At 58.3% G+C, this 19,655-nt stretch carries 17 protein-coding genes; 4 read left to right on the top strand and 13 right to left on the bottom strand.

Annotated features, from left to right (window positions below; all coding sequences use genetic code 11):
* Window positions 1-38: 38 nt before the first annotated feature.
* From EDE09_RS15485 to EDE09_RS15535, 11 genes are all read right to left on the bottom strand, one after another.
* Window positions 39-1,061 carry a Gfo/Idh/MocA family oxidoreductase gene (locus EDE09_RS15485; protein WP_132411496.1) on the bottom strand — a complete coding sequence of 341 codons (1,023 nt, stop codon included), beginning with the start codon at window positions 1,059-1,061 and terminating at the stop codon, window positions 39-41.
* A 10-nt stretch (window positions 1,062-1,071) separates the two neighbouring features.
* On the bottom strand, window positions 1,072-2,046 hold the full coding sequence (locus EDE09_RS15490) for a TIM barrel protein (protein ID WP_132411498.1): 975 nt from the start codon (window positions 2,044-2,046) through the stop codon (window positions 1,072-1,074).
* Window positions 2,047-2,340, bottom strand: a complete 294-nt coding sequence (locus tag EDE09_RS15495; protein WP_132411500.1) for a putative quinol monooxygenase — start codon at window positions 2,338-2,340, stop codon at window positions 2,047-2,049.
* A complete protein-coding gene (locus tag EDE09_RS15500) occupies window positions 2,337-3,278 on the bottom strand; it encodes a sugar phosphate isomerase/epimerase (RefSeq protein ID WP_132411502.1) in 942 nt (313 codons plus the stop codon). Before EDE09_RS15500 ends, EDE09_RS15495 begins: the two co-directional genes overlap by 4 nt.
* A 79-nt stretch (window positions 3,279-3,357) precedes the next feature.
* Window positions 3,358-4,530 (bottom strand): Gfo/Idh/MocA family oxidoreductase, encoded by a 1,173-nt coding sequence (locus EDE09_RS15505; protein WP_132411504.1) that lies wholly within the window; start codon window positions 4,528-4,530, stop codon window positions 3,358-3,360.
* 11 nt (window positions 4,531-4,541) lie between these two features.
* Window positions 4,542-5,588 (bottom strand): Gfo/Idh/MocA family oxidoreductase, encoded by a 1,047-nt coding sequence (locus EDE09_RS15510; protein ID WP_132411506.1) that lies wholly within the window; start codon window positions 5,586-5,588, stop codon window positions 4,542-4,544.
* Window positions 5,585-6,490, bottom strand: a complete 906-nt coding sequence (locus EDE09_RS15515; RefSeq protein ID WP_132411508.1) for a sugar phosphate isomerase/epimerase — start codon at window positions 6,488-6,490, stop codon at window positions 5,585-5,587. Before EDE09_RS15515 ends, EDE09_RS15510 begins: the two co-directional genes overlap by 4 nt.
* A 94-nt stretch (window positions 6,491-6,584) precedes the next feature.
* A complete protein-coding gene (locus tag EDE09_RS15520) occupies window positions 6,585-7,388 on the bottom strand; it encodes an ATP-binding cassette domain-containing protein (protein WP_132411510.1) in 804 nt (267 codons plus the stop codon).
* A 10-nt stretch (window positions 7,389-7,398) separates the two neighbouring features.
* Window positions 7,399-8,394 (bottom strand): ABC transporter permease, encoded by a 996-nt coding sequence (locus EDE09_RS15525; RefSeq protein WP_132411512.1) that lies wholly within the window; start codon window positions 8,392-8,394, stop codon window positions 7,399-7,401.
* Window positions 8,395-8,405: 11 nt separating this feature from the next.
* On the bottom strand, window positions 8,406-9,452 hold the full coding sequence (locus EDE09_RS15530; RefSeq protein WP_132411514.1) for an ABC transporter permease: 1,047 nt from the start codon (window positions 9,450-9,452) through the stop codon (window positions 8,406-8,408).
* A 96-nt stretch (window positions 9,453-9,548) separates the two neighbouring features.
* Window positions 9,549-10,523, bottom strand: a complete 975-nt coding sequence (locus EDE09_RS15535) for a sugar ABC transporter substrate-binding protein (protein WP_132411516.1) — start codon at window positions 10,521-10,523, stop codon at window positions 9,549-9,551.
* Between the two features lie 149 nt (window positions 10,524-10,672).
* On the opposite strand from EDE09_RS15535, the gene EDE09_RS15540 reads away from it, so the two are divergent.
* The 4 genes from EDE09_RS15540 to EDE09_RS15555 all read left to right on the top strand — a co-directional run bounded on the left by EDE09_RS15540 (window position 10,673) and on the right by EDE09_RS15555 (window position 16,967).
* A complete protein-coding gene (locus EDE09_RS15540) occupies window positions 10,673-11,713 on the top strand; it encodes a LacI family DNA-binding transcriptional regulator (protein WP_132411518.1) in 1,041 nt (346 codons plus the stop codon).
* A 36-nt stretch (window positions 11,714-11,749) separates the two neighbouring features.
* On the top strand, window positions 11,750-12,403 hold the full coding sequence (locus EDE09_RS15545; protein WP_132411520.1) for a LacI family DNA-binding transcriptional regulator: 654 nt from the start codon (window positions 11,750-11,752) through the stop codon (window positions 12,401-12,403).
* On the top strand, window positions 12,310-12,768 hold the full coding sequence (locus EDE09_RS28210) for a hypothetical protein (protein ID WP_245505159.1): 459 nt from the start codon (window positions 12,310-12,312) through the stop codon (window positions 12,766-12,768). The genes EDE09_RS15545 and EDE09_RS28210 overlap by 94 nt, the downstream gene beginning before the upstream one ends.
* 329 nt (window positions 12,769-13,097) lie before the next feature.
* Window positions 13,098-16,967, top strand: coding sequence for an ATP-binding protein (locus tag EDE09_RS15555; protein WP_132411524.1), 3,870 nt, complete (start codon window positions 13,098-13,100; stop codon window positions 16,965-16,967).
* A 136-nt stretch (window positions 16,968-17,103) separates the two neighbouring features.
* Here the strand turns inward: EDE09_RS15555 and EDE09_RS15560 are convergent, their stop codons facing one another.
* Together EDE09_RS15560 and EDE09_RS15565 are read right to left on the bottom strand one after the other, a co-directional pair.
* The gene (locus tag EDE09_RS15560) at window positions 17,104-18,288 is read right to left on the bottom strand and encodes an RES family NAD+ phosphorylase (protein WP_132411526.1); all 1,185 of its coding nucleotides are present in this window, start codon (window positions 18,286-18,288) and stop codon (window positions 17,104-17,106) included.
* Between the two features lie 559 nt (window positions 18,289-18,847).
* Window positions 18,848-19,651, bottom strand: coding sequence for a competence protein CoiA family protein (locus EDE09_RS15565; protein ID WP_132411528.1), 804 nt, complete (start codon window positions 19,649-19,651; stop codon window positions 18,848-18,850).
* Between the last annotated feature and the right edge of the window lie 4 nt (window positions 19,652-19,655).

Raw genomic sequence — 19,655 nt, forward strand, 5'->3', positions numbered from 1 at the left:
GATCGACGTGGGTTCGATCGAGAGCGATGGGTGAGTTGTCATATCGCCACCGTGCGACTTTCCGCGGCGCTGATGCGTGCTGCATCCAGCACGGCGAGCGTGGCAATCGCCTCTTGGGTAGTCACAGGTGGCAGCGCGCCGTCGCGAACGGCCGCGGCAAAGGCTTCGTAATAAGCGTGATATCGGCCTTGTTCGGAGGCAATGCGTTCGATCTTATCGGTCGTTCGCAACGTTCCCCAGAGGTCCTCCCTCTCGTAACCCCAGGCGGCGAGATCGTCGGCGGGGCGACGTCCGGCAAAAATGGCTTGCGCCTGAACATCGGTGCCCGAAGAAACATAGCTGCCGCGTTCGCCGTAGGCTCGATATTCCTTGACGGCAATCCGATTGAGCTTGCTTGCTGAAAGGTGCGAATGCACGCCGCCTTCATGGATGATCGTGACCACGAAACCGACGTCGGTTTCGCCTTCCGGAAGATTGACCATGTCGAGTTGCGCGCTGACGGCGACGGCAGGACCGAGCAGCCACAGCGCCTGATCCACCATGTGGCTGCCGAGGTCCCGCAACAGGCCGCCGGCTGGTCCGGCCTCGAGAGTGCCGGGATCCTCCTGCTCCATGCGCGAATGCAACCGCCAGAGCCGGCCAATCGCCCCACTGCTCAGAACCTTTTTCAAGGTAAGGACGTCGGCGTCCCAGCGGCGGTTGTGAAAAACACCAAGAACTACGCCGCGTTTCCTCGCGGCTTCGTCGAGTTCGCGGCCGGCTTCCGCGCTCGGCGCAAACGGCTTGTCCGCTATGACGTGAACGCCGGCGTCGATTGCCTCGAGAACGAGGTGACGGCGGGTATGCGGGGGTGTGGTGATCGTAACGGCATCGACGCCGGCTGCGAGCATGGCCGTGAGGCTCGGATAAACGGGGATATCCGACAGATCCGCCTTGACGGCAGCGATGGTAGCAGGTGCACGGGCCACGACTCCGGCAAGCTCCACGCCTTTGGCCGCCTGGATAAAGGGCACGTGGAAATGTTGTCCGCCCGTGCCGTAACCGACAACTCCGATGCGCATTGCTCTCCTCCTAGTTTCCAGCGGTCCGGTCGGAAATGTTCGGTTCATCGACGCCTCCAAAACCCATTCGGTGGAGGAAGGCTCGGCTCGCCGCCAGATCGTCGAGAATGCTGCCGGCGTTGCGCGGATCACGCTCCTGCTCGACAGTGATGTAACCGCCATAGCCAAGCTCGGTCAGAAGGCGGCGAACTGCGGCATAGTCGATGGATCCGCGTCCGATCGGACACATGACGCCCTTGCCGCAGGCATCGAAGAAGCGGATGCGTTCGCCCATCACTTCTTGGAAAACCTTGGCGTCAATATCCTTGAAGTGGATGTAATCGACGCGATCCCAATAGCGGCGCAGCGTCTCGACCGGATCCATGCCCGAATAGGCCATGTGCCCTGTGTCGAGGCATAGTCCCGCGAGCTGAGGCGCAATGTCGGTGACAATCTTCTCCAGTTCGTCGGCAAACTCGATATAGCCACCGGCATGAGGATGAATCGTCACGCGCACCCCGAAGCGGTCGCGCGCAAGTGTCGCGATTGCGCGGATGTTGCCGATCATTCCATACCATGCAACTGGATCAAGACGTGGTGCGCGATCAGAGTGGCCGGCTGCATAGTCGCGCTCGTCGTGACCCCAATCCATCACCGTGAGATAAGGAGCTTTGAAACGCTGGCCCGGATAGGTTTCGGGTTGCGGCAGCATTGTGATCAATGCACAGATTTCCTCCGTCTGTCGCAAGAGGTTTTCTCTGTTGCCCGGAGAAACCAGGTCATCGAAGATCGTGCCTGCGACAACTTTGAGACTGCGTTTGTTCAAAGCATCCGAAACGATCGCCAGATCGAGCGGCAGATAGCCGTAAGGACCGAGTTCAAGTCCTCCAAACCCAGCGGCTGTCGCCTCGTCCAGCACCTTTTCCCACGCCGGCAGATGCGGGTTCCTGACGTCATCGACGCCCCAGCAGCATGGTGCGGTGGTTATGGCGATCGGTTTGGTCATTCAGGCCTCGGCGTTGATCGTTTCGAATGTCAGGGACCGGTGAAACTGCTCGTGAAAGGCGATGAAGCGCTTCGTGTGGTCCTGCTCCATATGGAAGGCGTGAGCGGCCTCGTCCTTCCAGGATTCGACGAAGACCAGCCGGTCGGGATCGTTGGTGCAGGTGAAGAAGTCATAGGCGAGACAGCCGGGCTCCGCCCTCGTCGCGGCCTGCACCTCAGGGGCGCGGGCGAGAATCTCATCCCGCGTCTCAAGGCGAAGTTCAATCGTGATGATGAACTTGTAGGGCCGGCTCATCGGCTGATCGTCGCTTGGAGCGCGTCGATGGAGGACTGGATGCCGGCGTCGGTCGACATGGTGAAGTCTTCCATTTCGAGGCTGACCCAACCGTTGTAGCCGACCATGCGGACGACCGAGAAGAACTCCTTCCACCATTGCAAATCATGCCCTGCGCCGACGGCGACATAGTTCCAGGTGCGATTGGCGACGTCGGTGACGTCCTTGAGTTCGAGCAGGCCGTTGACGTCTGCGAGGCCGCGCTCGATGCGGGTGTCCTTGCCGTGGCAATGGTGGATCGCCTTGCCGAGCGCGCGGGCGGAGGCGATCGGGTCGGCGCCCTTCCAGAACAGATGGCTCGGATCGAGGTTCATGCCGACCGACGGACCGACCTCGTTGCGCAGGCGGAACAGCGTCTCGGGGTTCCAGACGAGCATCGCCGAGAAGTTTTCGAGCGCATATCTCTCGACGCCGACTTCTCTGGCGAGCCTGACCAGATCGTGCCACAGCGGAAAGGCGCGATCTTCCCATTGGTAGCGGTCGCGTTCCGGCATCTCGTCAGGCCAGCTCTTGGTGTAGACGAGCCAATTGGGAACCGTATCGCCGGGGGCAGCTTCCGGAAGGCCGGACATGGTGACGATCGTCTTGACGCCGATCTCGCCGGCAAGACGGATCGTCTGTTCCATTTCCTTGCGGTGCCGCTTGCCCATATCACCCGGATCGAGTGGATTTGCCGAGCAATTCAGCGCCGCGATTTCGAGGCCGCGGGCCTCGATTTCCTTGAGCCTGGCTCTCAGCAGTCCCTTGTCTTCCAGCAGCTCGTCGGCTCGGAAATGCGGCGCGCGCGACCAGCCGCCGCCGGTCATCTCGATGCCCTCGACGCCGAGCTTGACGCACTTGTCGAGCATGTCGGTAAAGGAAAGGTCACCCATCACATCGGTGCAAATAGAGAGTTTCATCGTTTCAATCTTTCTGGACGAGAGAGTGGGGCGCGCGCTCGGGAGGTGGATGGAGGAGATCCAGCGCGCCCCGGTTGAACTAGTTGAAGTCAATCCAGGCTGAGCCGGCGTCGGCCGAACGGACGCAGTTTTCCAGCCACCGGACACCTTCCGTGCCGGCCTTTATGCCGGGATAGTGATGGGTCTTCAGGAAAGCCTCATCGTTGCGCTTCCTGGCATCGATGGCTTGGGCGATCCAGAGATAGATGTTTGCCCAGCTGTCTCCGAGGCCTTCGGTATGGAGCGCTCCCATGCGGTCCACAGCTAGGCTCTCTTCCTCGAGGTAAGGCATGCCGTGATGCAGGATGCGGTTCGGCTCGCCTTGGATGTCATAATAGAGCTGATCTGGATGGCTGTCGGACCATTCGACGGAGGCTTTGGATCCTACGAAGCGGTAGCGCTGCGATCCCATGTTGCCGGCGTTAACGGAGGAGACCCAGAGACGGCCGCGCGCGCCGTTGTCGTAGTGCATGAGGACCGTCGCATGGTCTTCGAGCGGTGCCCGGCTCGGAATGAACGCTTTGCGGTCGCAAAGCAGCTTCTCAATCTTCAGGTGCGGCAGGACGACCTCGGACAGGTAGTAGAGATGTGTGCCGATGTCGCCGAGAACGAAGGTCGGGCCTGCGGTCTTTGGATTGGTGCGCCACTTAACGGCTTCCGATGCGCCGACGTCATCACCAGAATTGAAGCCGTGCGTATACTGAAGATCGACGATGCGAATGTCGCCAAGCATCCCCTTAGCTACCATTGCAGCCATCTGATGTACCAGCGGATGGCCGGTGAAACCATATGTCACGCCGACGATCAGTCCCTTGCTGTCGGCGAGCTTTTCGATTTCCTCGCATTCCGCGACGCTGAAAAACAGCGGCTTTTCGCAAATCACATGCAGCCCGGCGTCCAGGCAAGCCTTGGTGATTTCGTAGTGGGTGAAGTTCGGCGTCGCGATCGAGACGACCTCGACGCCGTCCGCTCTTGTCGTTTCCTGGGCGATCAACTCCTTGTAGTCGGCGTAGCATCGGTCCGCCTCTACGCCGAGGTTGACACCAAAGTCACGACCTCGCACAGCGTCGAGGTCGAACGCACCGCACACCAACTCATACGTGCCGTCACGCTGTGCACCTGTGCGGTGCTTATAGCCGACCTGACCAGTCCGGCCGCCGCCCACCATTCCCCACCGTAGTGGACGTTCAATAAGTTTTTCGCCGTTCAGCATATTGGAGCCTTTCAGGAAGCTGATTTCATTGATGTCTGAGTAAGCTGATCGCGTTCTGGAGCGTAAATTGCCGGGCGATCCCTCATGTTCACGCGCTCCAGAGAGCGATTTTTCACGGCCCACAAGGCGGCGTCGGCAACCAATGTCGCGGCATATCCGTCCCAGGTGGAGGGACCGGTCGCAGTGCCCTGCCCCGCTGCAAAGATCCATTCCCGGAATTCTTGATCGTAGGCATCGCTGAAACGCTCCCGCCAGTCGGCAGGAACAGCTTGGCGAACGCCGTGGATATCGCGGATAATGGTCGCCGGACGAAGCGGCAGGCTCGCCGTACCACTTTCGCAGCTCACTTCTCCGCGAATGTCGTAGCCGTAGGCTATGTTCACCGAGATCTCGACGTTCACGAGGGCGCCGGAAACCATGTGAAGAAGCACGACCACTGGGTCGCGCAAATCACCGCCGCGGCGCGATTGTTTCGGCAGCCGCACCTCGACGCCACCAATCTCATCGCCAAGCAGCCAGCGGGAAATATCCGCATCATGGACCAGCGTGTCGTTCAACGGCATCTCCGACGTGTAAAGCCCTTCGGGAACCGAAGCATTGCGGTGCACGGAATGAAACAGGAGTGGAGCGCCAAGTTCTCCGCAGTCGATGATCGCCTTGAGCCGACGATAATCGGAGTCGAAACGGCGCATGAAGCCCACTTGGACAAGCCGGCTGCCGAAGCTGACTTCGGCCTCCATCACACGGAGCGCGGCCGCCTCAGACGTCACCAGCGGCTTCTCGCAGAAGACCGGCTTCCCGGCGGCGATGCAGGCAAGCAATTGCTCCTCATGGGCTGGTCCCCAGGAGCAGATGATGACCGCCTGCACCTTTTCCGAAGAGATGAGCGCGGTGGGTGTGGCGAATACCTCCGCCCCCGCGGGGGCGGCAGCCGCAGCCCGGGCCTGATCGATATCCGTTACACCGACGATCTCGACGCCGGAAAGGACATGTGTGAGTCGGCGGATATGATCCCGACCGATCGTACCAGTGCCGATGAGGCCAACCCGAAGGGTCATTTTTCCCCCCGGTATTTATCTGTGTAGCGTTGCATCTCACTGCACATGAACCGTCCCGATTCGTCTGCCTTGTCTTCCCAAGCAAACACGCAGGAGGTCATGATCCCGTCGAAGCCGATTTCGGCGAGCGTGGAGAAGAAGTCGTCCCACGGAACCTCACCCTGGCCGATATTCAGGTGCTGGTGGACACGGGCCTGAGTACCGGGAGGATTGAGAATATAGCGAAGACCGGAAGAGGCCTTGTGATTGAACGTGTCGCCGACGTGAACGTGGGCGAGAACATCCTTCGCCTCGCGAAGCATCGCCTTGGTGTCGTCGCCGAAATAGAAGGTGTGCGGGGCGCAATAGAGGAACTTGACGCTCTTCGAATTGACCGTGCGGATGATGTCGAGCGCCGGCTGCAGCGTTTCGCACCAGTCTTCGGGATGCGGCTCCACATTGAGTTGGATGCCCTCGCGCTCGAAGATCGGCACCAGTTCTTCCATCGAACGCCACCAGGCGTCCTCGCAGGCCTCGATCATCGAGCCCGTGTGGCAGCAATAGCATGATCCTTTGTCAGGATGGGGGCCGCGGCCGAACTCGGAATTCATCGTGTCGACTTCCATTTCAACAGCGATCTCGATGGCGCGTTTCCAGTGCTTGACGGCGGCCTGACGCTCGGTCTCGTCGTTGGAGGCCCAGCGATACATCGGGAGGATCGAAGCGATACCGACGTCGGCTTCCTTCAGCGCTTTCTTGAACGTCTTGATACGTTCAGGAAACACACGTGGCGCCTTGAACCACTCCAGAAAGTCTGCCCGAGGGCTCAATTCGATCCAGTCGAAGCCGAGTTCCTTCACCTTCGTGGGAAGTTCTTCGAGCGAGAGGTGGCGGTGCATAAAGGGGTCGAGTGCGATTTTCATGACTGGTCACCTAGAAAAATGGTTACGTTGAGACACCCCACCCGCAAGGCGGGTGAGCCGGTTCGTGTTGTCTTGGGGTCGCGTGTCGGCGCTGCTAGGCTACCGAGGCAGTCCCACTCGCGTGAGCTTCGATCTCGGCTTCGAGTTCCGCCATCGCCTCGCCACCAGCCATGAGATCGGTGATTTCTTCGCGGCTCTTCTCGCCCTTGCGAAAATCTGCGGCTTTCTCACCTTTGATCAGCACGGCGAAGTGATCTCCCACCGTCATCGCATGGATGACATTGTGCGTGATGAAGATGACGGCCAGCCCTCGCTTGCGGGCCTCCAGCACGATGCGCAGCACATGCGCCGCCTCCTTGACGCCGAGCGCGGCAGTCGGTTCGTCCAGGATCAGCACCCGCGCACCGAAGTGGACAGCACGGGCGATCGCGAGCGACTGCCGTTCGCCGCCGGAAAGACCACCGATGAGACGATCCCCATCGTCGATTCGGGTAATGCCGAATTCCCGAACGGCCTTGACGGCGATCTCGTTGGCAGTCTTGCGGTCATAGATCCTGAGCGGGCCGAACCCTTTCGTCGGTTCGCGTCCGACGAAGAACGAACGCCCGATGCTCATAAGCGGGAACGTACCGCCAAACTGGTGAACCGTCGCGATGCCCATATCGGCTGCTTCACGCGGACTGTTAAACGTCAAGGGCTTGCCCTCGAATTTCACGGTGCCGCTCGTCGGTTTGTAGACGCCAGCGAAGGTCTTGATGAGGGTGGATTTGCCCGCACCGTTGTCTCCAAGCAGACAAAGGACTTCGCCTGCGTGAACGTGCAGATTGATATTCAGGAGGACATCGATAGGACCGAACGACTTATTGACGTTCTCGAGTTCCATGATCGGCGTTTTCATGTACCTGGCCTCACTTCTTTTTCGGCGCGTAGGTGAGCGCCATGTTACGGAAAGTGTTGTTCATCAACACAGCCAAGAGGAGCATGACGCCGATGATGAGGCTCGACCAGTTGCGGTCGATACTGGTGAAGTAGATGCCCTGGATAACGATGGCGAAGGTAACGGTTCCGAAGAAGATCCCGAGCGCCGACCCGAAACCACCGGTGAGGAGTACCCCCCCGATGACAACGGAGACAACCGCGTTGAAGATGTAGTTCATTCCACCGGATACCTGCGCGGAATTGAAGAGGATCGCCCCGCACATTCCCACAAATGACGCGCTGGTGGAGGAGAGCACGAAGAGCCAGACCGTCAGGCGGCGCGTCGGGATGCCGGCATTACGAGCACTTTCCTTGTCGCCGCCCATGGCATAGATCCAGTTGCCAAAGCGGGTATGGTGAAGGACCACGACATACACCGCCGTGACCGCCAACCACCAGAAGATGATGATCTGGTACTTGCCTGCGATCAGTTGACCGAAGATTGTCTTGCTCCATTCGGGCGCCGTCAGAGGCACGCTGGCATTGCCGGTGAGCAGCACCGAGGCGGTCAAGACGATACCCTGCATGGCCACGAGCGTGCCCAGGGTGATGATCAGCGAAGGCACGGATGTGCGAACGGCAAGGATACCATTGAGCAGGCCGACGAGGATTCCGATTCCGAGAGCGACGGCGATGCCGGCTAGGATCGGTAGTTCGTAGTACCCCGAGACGACCGCGATGCTCATGGAGCCGGCCGGGATCATCGCTCCGATCGAAATATCGAGCTCTCCCGCGATCATCAAGAGGCCGACGGGTAAGGCCACGATGCCGAGGTTTGCGGCGAAGTTCAGCCAACTGGCGGCACCTACGAGGTTTCCAAGATGGACTCCGCCAAAGACGACGAAGAAAGCGATGACGACGACGAGGCTAAGCACGGAACCCGCTTCAGGCCGCCGAATGAGACTTCCTATATCAGGACGGTTCATAGCTTCCCCCCTCAATTCATTTTCTTTGCGGAGTAGGACAACGCCATCTTGCGGAAGGTGTCGTTCATCAGAACCGCAACCAGCAGCAGAGCACCGATGATGACGCTTCCCAGATTCGGGTCGAAGCTGGTGAAGAAGATGCCCTGATTGACCATCGCGAAGGTGATGGTGCCCAAGATCACACCGACGATCGATCCGAATCCGCCGGTCAAAAGAACACCACCGATCACGACGCACATGATGGAGTTGAAAATGAAGGACTGTCCGCCCGCGACCTGCGCGCTCTGGTAAACCATCGCCTGGCTGACACCGACGAAGGCCGAGCAGAAGCCGCTGATCATAAAGAGCGCAATAGTCATGCGTTCTGTCGGAATACCCGCATTGCGGGCGCTCACCCGGTCGCCTCCCATGGCGAAGATCCAGTTTCCGTAAGGCGAAACATGCAACAGATATCCAAGAGCGATCGCGATAAGGATCCACCAGAAGATCGTCACCTGATACATCCCGGCAATGAATTGTCCGAACAGCGTCCTGGCCATTTCGTCAGGAACGATGGCGGTGCTGGTGGAGCCGGTCAGCATCACCGCGAACCCCAAGGTCAGGCCCATGACGGCGAACATGACCCCGATTGTCACGATGAGCGAGGGAACACCGGTCTTGAGAACAAGGTAGCCATTGACGAAACCGACAGCCAAGCCGATCACCAATGCCGCTGCAATGCCCACACCATCCGGAAGACCATAGTACCCGGAAATGACGGCCACGGTGATAGAGGACGCCGGAATGACTGCACCGACCGACAGGTCGAGCTCGCCCGCGATCATCAGCAACCCGACGGGAAGAGCGATGATGCCGATTTCTGCAGCAACGTTCAGCCAGCTTGCGAAACCTGCAGAGGACACGAAGACCCCTCCCGCGAAGATCGCAAAGAAGACGAAAACCGCGACCATGCCGAGGAATGATCCTACTTCGGGCCGACGGGTCAGTCGACCGACCGACGCCCGCAATCCGCTGCCGGCCGGCAGCGCGGTGACTTTGTTTTGGGTGGCAACAGCCATTAAACTTCCCCCGAAATGTTAAGGGTGCATTCGACAGTCGGCCCGCTGCCCGAGCATTCTCGATCGGGCAGCGCCATTGTCGATGTGGCGCGGCGATCAGCGCGCGCCGGCCTTCACACCTGCAAGAGTCGCCTCGACGTTAGAGGAGTCGACGATACCAGGTCCGGTAAGGATTTCCTTGGTCGGAATAGTCAGGCCGTAGTTCACATGGCCATTGAGGATCGAAACCGCCATGTAGCCCTGCATATAGCCCTGCTGGTCAATGGTGAACATCTGCGTGCCGGTCTTGATGTTGTTCAGGATCGTCTCGTCCATGTTGACGCCGCCGACCTTGACGGTGTCCTTTTTGCCGGACTGCATGATGCCGTTGATTGCCGAGTTCGCATCGACATTGCCGATCGTATAGACGCCAGCGACGTCGGGATGCTGCAGGAGATAGGCCTTCACGGCCTGCGCGACAGCCGTGGAATTGCCGAACGACGTTGCCGGCAGCGGCAGGGTATCAGCAGTACCGCCCTTCGCCGTAATACCGTCGGTCATCCCCTTGCAGTTCGCCTCGATATTGGCGGCACCCGGAAGCGTGTTGATGCAGACTAGGCTCTTAATACCGTTCTTTTCGAAATACTCCGCAGCAGCCACACCGGCTTTGTAGTCATCGCTTCCGACATAGTTCATCGCGCCCAGGCGATTGGCCGCATCGAGGCCGCCTGCGTTGTAGATGATCAGCGGGATCTTAGCGTCGACAACAGCCTTGAAGGCGGGATCCATCGCCTCGGGAACCCAGTCGGGGCCGACGATGGCGTCCGCACCCTGAGAGATCGCCTGGCGGATGAGCTCAGCCGCGTCGACGCCGAGGTTGTCGTAGTTCTGCGGGCCGAGCCAAGTGACGGAGCCGCCCTGTTCCTTGACCACGATGCCGGCGTCTTCGGCGCCCTTCTTCACGATCGACCAGAAGGGATCGTCGGGCTTGCCGCCGATAACGAAAATATTCGCGGCGGTAGCCGCCGTCGCGCCAATGGTCAAAGCGACGGTCGTCAGCATAGCTGCGCTGAAGATCTTCATGCGTTTCATCTGTTCCTCCCAGAAACACACCCAATAAGGGCTGCACTTGCAAGGACGATGTTTAATCCTTGAGATGCCAAAGCGAAACTGCAATACTGACAGTTAGAACATTTTGTTCCAAAACATGTCATTCATGAATGACACTTGCGGAGGTGTTTATGGACAGACCGACGATCGCCGATTTGGCACGAGCTTCGAATGTCAGCCTATCGACGGTGAACAGGCTTCTTCACGGCACCGGCACAGTCAGGCAGGATACTGTTGAGAAGATCCTCAATGCCGCGGACGACATCGGCTTCTATGGTTTGGGAGCGCTTCGAGAAAGAAAGAGGGACAATCTCCCCCACCGCACGCTTGCATTTCTCATGCAGCAATCGCATCGCCCTCTTTATCAGCTCTGGGCAGAAGCGTTGACGTCGGCATCTCTGAGGCGCCCTGATGTCGTGATCGAACCTAATGTCGTGTTCGAAGACGATCTTTCCCCGGAAGCGGTTTCGGCAAACCTCTTGAAGATGGGCGAAAGCGCCGATGCAATCGCGGTGATCACAGCCGATCACCCATTGGTCAGTCAGGCGATCGACGAATTGCGAAACAAGGGAGTGCCGGCTGTCGCTTTCGTCACCGACCTGTCCGCAGCCAGCCGGGCGGGCTTCGTGGGAACGGACAACTGGAAAGCCGGTCGCACGGCTGCTTGGTTCATCAACCAGGCCGCACATCAGCCTGGAAAGGTGTTCCCGTTGATAGGAAGCAACCGCTATCAATGTCAGGATATCTCCGACGCGAGCTTCAGGTCTTATGTGCGCGAGCATGCCCCGCACCTGAGTGTGAGCGAGACCCTGCTAACTCATGAGGAGCCCGAAAACGCGTATCGTATCGTCCGAACCCTGATAGAAGAGGAAAACGATCTTCGAGGTCTATTCGTGAACGGAGGGGGCATCTCTGGCGTCATGCGAGCCATGCGCGAGCAGTCGCCTGAGAGGCAACGGAAAATCCATATCGTGTGCCGAGACATTGGGCCTGAAACGAGGAAAGGCCTGAGCGAAGGCTTGATCACCGCCTCCTTATGCCACCCCTTGGAGAGGATGTCACAGGAACTCGTCGAGGTCATGCTGCGGCGTCTCGAATCCCGCGAAAACGCCTCCATTGAACAGCGCATCGTGCCATTCGAAATCCTGACGCCGGAAAGCATCTGGACGTAACGGCCGTAACATCAGTCCATTTTGTTAGGTAAACCCATGCAACGTCCGACTATTCGAGAACTTGCGGCCGCGGCCGGCGTGTCGGTGGCGACGGTCAATCGTGTCCTTGCCGACTCTAGTCAAGTCCGTCCTCGCATGCGCGAACAGGTCCGCGCCGCCGCCAGCAAAATCGGGTTTCAAGCAAGCGCCTTGCAAACTCCGCCTCCAACAGCGACCGCAAAATGCAAACTTGGCTTCGTCCTCCCACAGGCAGAGCGGGCCTTTTATCGGTGTTTTGCAGACGCGTTGAAGGCAGTTTCCGCCAGTCACGGGAATGTCGAGCCGTTGGTCAGGCATATCGAGGACATGTCTCCGCCTAGCATTATCAATACCGCGAGGTCCCTAGCCAGCGAATGCAATGCGATCGCTGTCATCACCACCACACATCCCCTAGTCGGCGAAGCGCTTGAACAGATCCGTCTTGAAGGGGTCCCGGTTTTCGCTCTTCTATCGCCGCTATCCGAGAGCAACCATATCAATTATGTGGGACCGGATACTGGAAAGTCGGACGGACTGCGGGCTGGTTTTTTGAACACGCCTGCAAGACGCCGGGCAAAATCGGCATCGTTCATGACGACTCTCGCTTTCGTGACCATGAGATGGTCGAGATCGGGCTTCGATCCTACTTTCGCGAGTACAGGCCTGATCTAACACTTCTGGATCCCAGTATTACGACCGGCTCGCCGGTGGCCGGAAAGGAGATGACCGAGGGCCTATCGCGGCAACATAGCGATCTGATTGGATTGTTTGTTTCGGGTAACGGCTTTGATGCAGCGATTTCGGCAGTAAAACAAGATGAACGCAGTGATCAGCTCGCCGTTGTGGGTTTTGGATCATTGGAAGCGGTCCGGACGGGACTCATTGATGGGACAGTACAACTTGCGATCACTCTTCCGCTGCATCGGTTGGCCAGCGAAGCGATTGGCGAAATGGTGTGCTGCTTAAACCTCGCGTCCACTTCGAATTGCTTCGCCCGAATGGTGCCATTCGAAATTCGTACGCGCGAGAATATGTAGCCCCGATAGCGCTTGTTCTTCCTCTGCCACTGGTCTCCAAGGCGGCGTGAGCCAAGTATTATGACGACAACTGTCTCTCCATGCCCGCCTTGATGGGATCCGAACCAACGACCCTGTTGTTAACAGACGCCGTTCATCTCACATGCTCCATTGGCTGACGTCACCCCCGCCGAGGAGGAATGATCGATCTGGGGCCGATTGACGACGGGCAGGTTTCAGCGAGAAGCTTAGGATAACTATCGTTGTGATCGCAGCGCGTTATGTGGTGTTGACATTTTCGATGGCCTGCACCGAGCTTCTCTTCTAGTCTTCTGAAGCTGGGAGGAATCATGGCCGTTTCACTGTCGGAGGCAACAAACAGACTGCTCTCAGGTGAGCCCCTCAGCTGGAAGAGCTTCGGGGAGATCAAGGCCGGCCAGATTCAGCTGTCCACGCCTGCAGCAAGGCGCCTTTTTCATTTTCTCCTGTCTTCCGACAAAACCAAGGTTGCGACGGGCAGCGAAGATTTGTTTGAGGGCCTTATTGCTGCTTGGAATACCTCATCGTTCGACCCTGCTTCTCAGCAGTCTTCCGCCACACCGGCTGAGGGCAGAGCATGCTGGCGACTTACAAGGGTGGAGGCCGTAGGCTTCGGGGGCCTGAACCTTCTGGATGGCCCTCCGTTCATGCTGTCGGCAAACAGGGAAAACTGGTGCCTCGAAGGCCAGAACGGTTCCGGCAAAACGTCGATCGCCAGTGCGATAATCTGGGCGCTGACGGGCTATCGCTGTCGCGACCAGGACGGTCTTGTGAAGGATGACGGGCGGCGTATGCCCGTTTTCAACGACTCGGGCGTGCAGATCGGCGACTGGCCGCCGACGGTCGCCTTTCCTCCCAACGCGCTGAAACTGGCCGGTACAGCTGAGGCGTGGGTCCGACTTTCATTTCAGGATGATGACGGCAACACAGTTGAAGCGTTCCGGCGGCTAACTGCGGCACCGGTGGGCGAACCACAGTTTGAAAGCAGGATCGACCCCGCCCTCAGAACAGCGCCACATCTCATCGAAACCGGATTGCTGATGCCGGCGCGTCTTGCGAGGATAGGTTTCGGCGAGAAGAGTCATTCGATTTATGAGGCCGTCAAGCTACTCACGGGCCTAGACCAGCTCGCCGATATCGGTGAAGGCGCGGCCGCTTTTTCTCACAAAGCCAAGCGGTTTCTAAAATACGGTTCCGACAAAGGTATCCAGGGTATCGAAATGAAACTGGAAACGGCGCTCGACCGAGCGACCGAGGAAGCGCGCAAGGCCGGTTTCGCACTGACGATTGCCGATGACCGTGAGAACAGGACTTATACGCAGGGCCTTCGCGATCTCGCGGATGGTGCTGCCGCCCTCGCGGCAACACACTCGCGCGCGCTCCAGGCGGAGGTCGCTTCGGACATAGACACGGCGAACCCTGATCATCGCGCCCGGATTAGGAGCGCGGTCAGCGGCGCGCGCGGCGTCCTGCAACAGAATGTAAAAGGCATCCCGCTCTTCGAAGCTTGGGCCGCCCTGAAGGCCGCGCATGCCGATTCCCTCTTCGACGCGCTCTCGCCGATATTGACGACGGCCCGCTCGCAAATCGGGCAGGCTATCGCATGGGACAAACGACAAGGTGAAGATTCGCGTCTTCGCCTGAAAGCATTGGCGGCCCAGTACTTCACACCCGCAGGCCACGAGCATGAAGACGCCGATTGCCCATTGTGCAAAGGCAAGCTCTCGCTTCCCGATCAAAAGGCCTTGGCGGCCGAACTTGATGACCTGAAAGTTGCAGCCGACGCGGCGCAGCGCAAACTCGTTGACGCATGCGCGGCAATAGAAAAAGATGTCCGGGACGCGATCCCGGCGGCGCTTGTACCGCACTTCGCATCGCTCGCGGACATGCAGCCCCGCACTGCCTTTGTCAGCGCCGTGAGGGAAAGGTTTGTGGAGGAAGCGCCCTTCTCCACGGTCCTGACGGGGATGGCGGAGTTCGCTGCAAACACTGCCGCCGGGCTCTCGGAAAAATTGCCCGCTTTCAACTACGTCAGCCGCGCCGTTTCCGGCGACGTCCCTAACGCAGCACAGAGTCTCCTCGCATATCTGTCCCGGGCTGAGCGCGTGTCGGCTCTGGTCGAATGGTGGGCTGTGGAACGGCCGTCGTTCGTGGATGCGTGGAGCGCGCTCAAAGGCATTGCCGACGAAAACAGCCTGTTTCCGGCGTCCAGTCTGGAAGGTCGGCTCGCTTCACTCGAAGAAGCCCTTGAGAAGGTTGCCCCACTTGACGATCTGGCAAAGGCGCTCCGCGACGCGGCGAAGCACGCCGAGGACTGGCTAATAATCCAGACCGGTCAGCGCACCCGGGAAGCGATCGCTGAGGCCCTTGAACCTCTTAAAGACCTGCGCGGCCTCGTCACGGCGGAAACCGCCAGTTCCATCTCGGCGTTGTCAGGCCGCATGAAGTCGGTGCTTGACCGTATTCAATTCAGAGAGCGCCTTTCGTTCGAGGATGCTGCGCTTGGCAAGAAATCGGTTCAGGTTTTAGGGAGCTTTGACCATGGCATCCGAATCGATGCCTCCACCGTTGCCAATAGTTCCTGGCTTCGTGCCATTCTCTGGGCTTTCACATTGGCGATGCGCGAGCAGACCATTGAAGCACTCGGCAAAAATCCATTTCCCCTGATGCTTCTCGACGATCCCCAGGTGACGTTCGATCCGCGTAACAAAAGGAAATGGGCTCAGGAGCTGGCGCGAATTGCGAATGCGGATGCAGCTACGATCGAAGCGGCGCAGCTGGTTCTCATCACCCATGAGCGGCAGTTCTTCCAGCTTCTTGTCAACATCGAGAATCTTTCCGGACAGCAAGGTTTGCTTGCCCGCCTGAATGCTAGCAGCAAGGTCGCAACGGTCGTCAATGGTCATGCCCTAGCGGCCGCATATGCGGAAGCACAAAAGTCCTCGGACGACAGGCTCGCTTACGAATATATCGCTGATGTCCGTAGGTACTGCGAAGACCTGCTGAAGATCATGTTACGCGCGGAAGAACCTACGGTATGCGACATGACGATCGGTGATCTCGCGAAGCTGCTGAAAGAACGGCGCGATGCCAGCGTAGCGCCGTTCAGCCATGTCGCGTTCGACAAGCTCTACAAGACGCTATCGGGCGGCGGCGGCAAGCAGATGAAGATCATCAATGAATCGCACCATGTTTTCGATGGCACGATCGGTCTGGCCGAAGCGGGCGACGTAAAGATATTCTGGGAGACGACTCTTCAGAACCAGATTCATACGGGCTTCAAGGTGTACGCCGAGTATGAAGCTTACGCGGGGGAACCGCGCCTATTTCCCTGGATGGACAATGTCGTTTCCTTCCCCAACGGAAATGCAGCAGATCTCAGGAAACTGAAACTTGTGCATACGGGCATAGCCGCCGCCGCGCGCACAGACGGCCGCGCGGGCGATGGACTGATCGCGATGGAAGACCTCGCTCAAACCGTCGACATCACGCTCCACAATCATGATGCTTATCAGCTGGCGGCGGGCACGCTCGATCCGGTCGCGGGGGTTGGCGACGTGATCATCACGAGCAACTACGCGAAGATCAATGAGCGCAATCTGGTTACGGCTGCATTCGGTGACAAGCTTCTTGCCCGGCGTTACAATGAAACAGATGCTCACCCTAATATCGCGGTCCTTACCGGCCAGAGCGTCGACCCTTACGTGCTGGCGCAGCCCATCATCGCGCCGCGCGAGAGGCTTTCCTGCCGCAAGATTGTAGGGACGCTGTTTGCAGGACGAGAGCTCCCTGTGCCGCCTGTTAACGCGAATGCCGAATTTATCGCCCTTTCCGACTTTGGCGTCATCGCGAAGCTGCTGGAGAAAGCCAGGCTTTTCGCAGTGAGCGGCCGCAGCGCAGAGCCGATTGCTCTTGACGGACAGTACTTGATAGCCCGCGACGCGCTGACGACGCCTGAAGCTTTTAGCCGTCTCGACGGACGTCTCGTGGTCGCCGTTGATGAATCGGGGGCGCGCTATTTCAAGCGCATGCGGCAGCTAGGCATGATTATTGTGCTGGAAAGCCTTAACCCAGATGGCATATCGCCAAGCGTGCTGTTGAGCCTATCCGGCGGCGGCGGATTGCCACGTCTGACGCAAATCCTAGAAGTTGTCGGCGTACTTTTCGATGAGCCTGCTTAGATTTTTGCAGCGATCGAGGTCCAGCATCTCTCCCTAGCTTTGATGTGCCTTCGATTATCTCGGCTGCGAGAGGAGGTCCGCCCGGCGGCTTTGGCCGCCGGGCGGACATTATGAGATCAACCTTTGGAACGCAACGCTAAACCCTTCGATTATAGGGCCGATCGTCGGGTCGCGGAGCTAGTTCGGAAGGAACCGAAGCCCACTCATATGCCACCGCTTTGACACGTCGCACCTCAGAATGGTCCCCAACGAATCCAAACTTCTCCGGGTAGAAGACGCAGATATTGCTACCCGTCGACACTGAGCTGCGGTAACGAACTCCATCGAAGCCGTGTCGGAGAAGGACCTCTGCCAGAAGCTGGGTCAGCAGATAAGGCGTTCGTTCATCGGGCGTGACCGGCATGCTCATCAGACGATCGAATGCCTGAACCTTGGCGTATAACGATAGACGTTCATCGCTAGTCGCGAAAATCCCGATGTCGGGGCTGAAGTCAGCTAAGCGAATTGGCTGTAGGCTATTGAAGCCGCCGATGGAAATATGATGGCCCGGATGGGGTCTTATCTCCGCCACCGCCGTGTATGGATCGGAGGCGAGATACATCACCGAGACGCCAGCACGATTCAAGCGGCCGAAACCTGCCTTCGGCGGGAGCGGAGCCCCGATGGCTTCGTTCTGCCAAGGAATCCGGATTATCTTTGATTCCCATCCTGCTAGAGGAAACCGCCGATATATTGCGGCTTCTCCTAACCGGGCCCTAAACCAGACCTCGCCTTGCGGAAGTTGGATTTCAATGTCGTTCAGAAATGGGGCGATGAACGCTTCTAGGTCGGGTTCGACTTGAAAAAAGTTTTCCGTCAGCAAGCGGCTCTGTAAATCGACGAACTCGCCCGGATTGGTGCGCGATATTGCGAAATTCATACCTCGCCCACCTTCGTCGTGCCCCGCAAAAACCGCGATGCCCTTATCCCAGTCCGGATACGGCGGCCAATTCAACCACTCATCGAAATCGTCGACGTACAGGTTGGATTTCGGTGGTTCGAGGATCGGATTGTCCGCTTTATAGAATAGCGACATGACGCTGTCGCCACCCCAGTGCGGGTTGTACTCGTGCTCGTCGTAGTGAAAACGGATCAGGGCTCTGATAACCATCACCAGCGGTTCGAGGTTATCGGGGTTTCGCACGTCCACATCGTCGCGGGCGCAGACCGCACACCGGCCCTTCGTGCAGTCTTGAACGATAATCTTTTTTACACTGGTGTGGCGAGCGCAATCGAGGCAGAGGCTCGTCCTGATTTCTTCGTCCGAGTCGATTTCGACCATGATCTCCCCACGCTTACCCTGACTCACTCAAGGTGATTTCTGTGTTGCCGTAGAACAGTAGCTTCAGTTATTCAAGCACAACCGGTAGTAATAGAGGTGGCTCGAAAACGTCGGGGAGAACGGCCCGCTGAGGTGATTATGACGACCGAAAAGCTAATCCGCGAGACAACCAGGAAGCTTCAAGAAAGGCTGATTTCTCGGATTGCTGAGGAAAAGGCCTATGATGTGCCCGCCTTCTGTGTCGCTATCGGGTTGATGAACGGTACGAAGCCGAAAAGGCAATCGATGCGGCCATGAAATTGCGTGCGGCGGCAAACCAGCTTGTCCTGGAGCCTGCGCAGGTCGCGGGTTTGAATACGGCGATGGCGACGATTGTCGCGAACTATGTATCGCACTGGAACACAGGCCAGGCTCAGCCCTTTATGGCCAGATCACTTCTGGGGGTGATTGCAGCAATAGACAGCTTTGCTGATTGTTTCGGGTCGCCCCCACCCCGGTGCCTCTCTGCAATAATACGCCGCCTCAAACTGAAAGACGTGAAGCTGTCCCGTGCGTCCGGTTACCGGATTGCGAGTTGCGCGATTACCCCGCCGGGCAGCTTGAATACCGGCGACGACCACGCTTTGCGCCATTTTGATCCCAGCGACAGCTGATGGGCGTGAAAGGGACCCTGCAGATTGAGCGTCCGCCAACGCTTGGATTTACGGGAATAGCCGCCTGCAGACTGCTCTTCGCCACCTTCGCTGTACCAGGACGTGGATTCGACATGGATCAGGTGGTCGGTGAATGAACCTCGCCAAAGAGTCTTGTCGTCCGGATCGAGATACCACAGTTCCTTGAAGGCAAGAGCCTGCGCCCATTTCTCCCAGGGCCGGATGGTGTATTGGCGGATCGTCAGACCGTCTGGGACGGATTGTGCGTCGTCCTTCATTTTCTTGCTCAATATGCCCATCCACAAAACGGGTATGCCGGCAGCGCAATATGCAGTGGTGCGCTTCTCGATCGCATCGAACAATATCGGGGTATGTTGAACTTCTATCGCCCAACGTGCCAAGCCATCTGGCGAGGTGACCAGAACGTCAGCACGGCGGTCGCCACCGGTTGATAAAACCTCTACCTCGTAGTCTGCACAGTAACCAAGTGCGCGGAAGCTGTCGCGCAACACCGTTTTAGCTTCCATGTGAGCCTGTGTTTCACCCGACGCCCAAGTGCAATCCGTCGGCGGTTTATGGGCGAAATGGGCAATTTTGATCTGCCCTTTTTTCAGCGTCACCTGACGGCCGCATTTCGGGCATTCGAACAGAAGCCCTTTCGAAGATGAGGCTGCGTCAACCTTGTATCCATTGCAATTCGCCGTTAGCATGACC

The organism is Neorhizobium sp. S3-V5DH, assembly GCF_004343065.1.
GTDB lineage: Bacteria > Pseudomonadota > Alphaproteobacteria > Rhizobiales > Rhizobiaceae > Neorhizobium > Neorhizobium huautlense.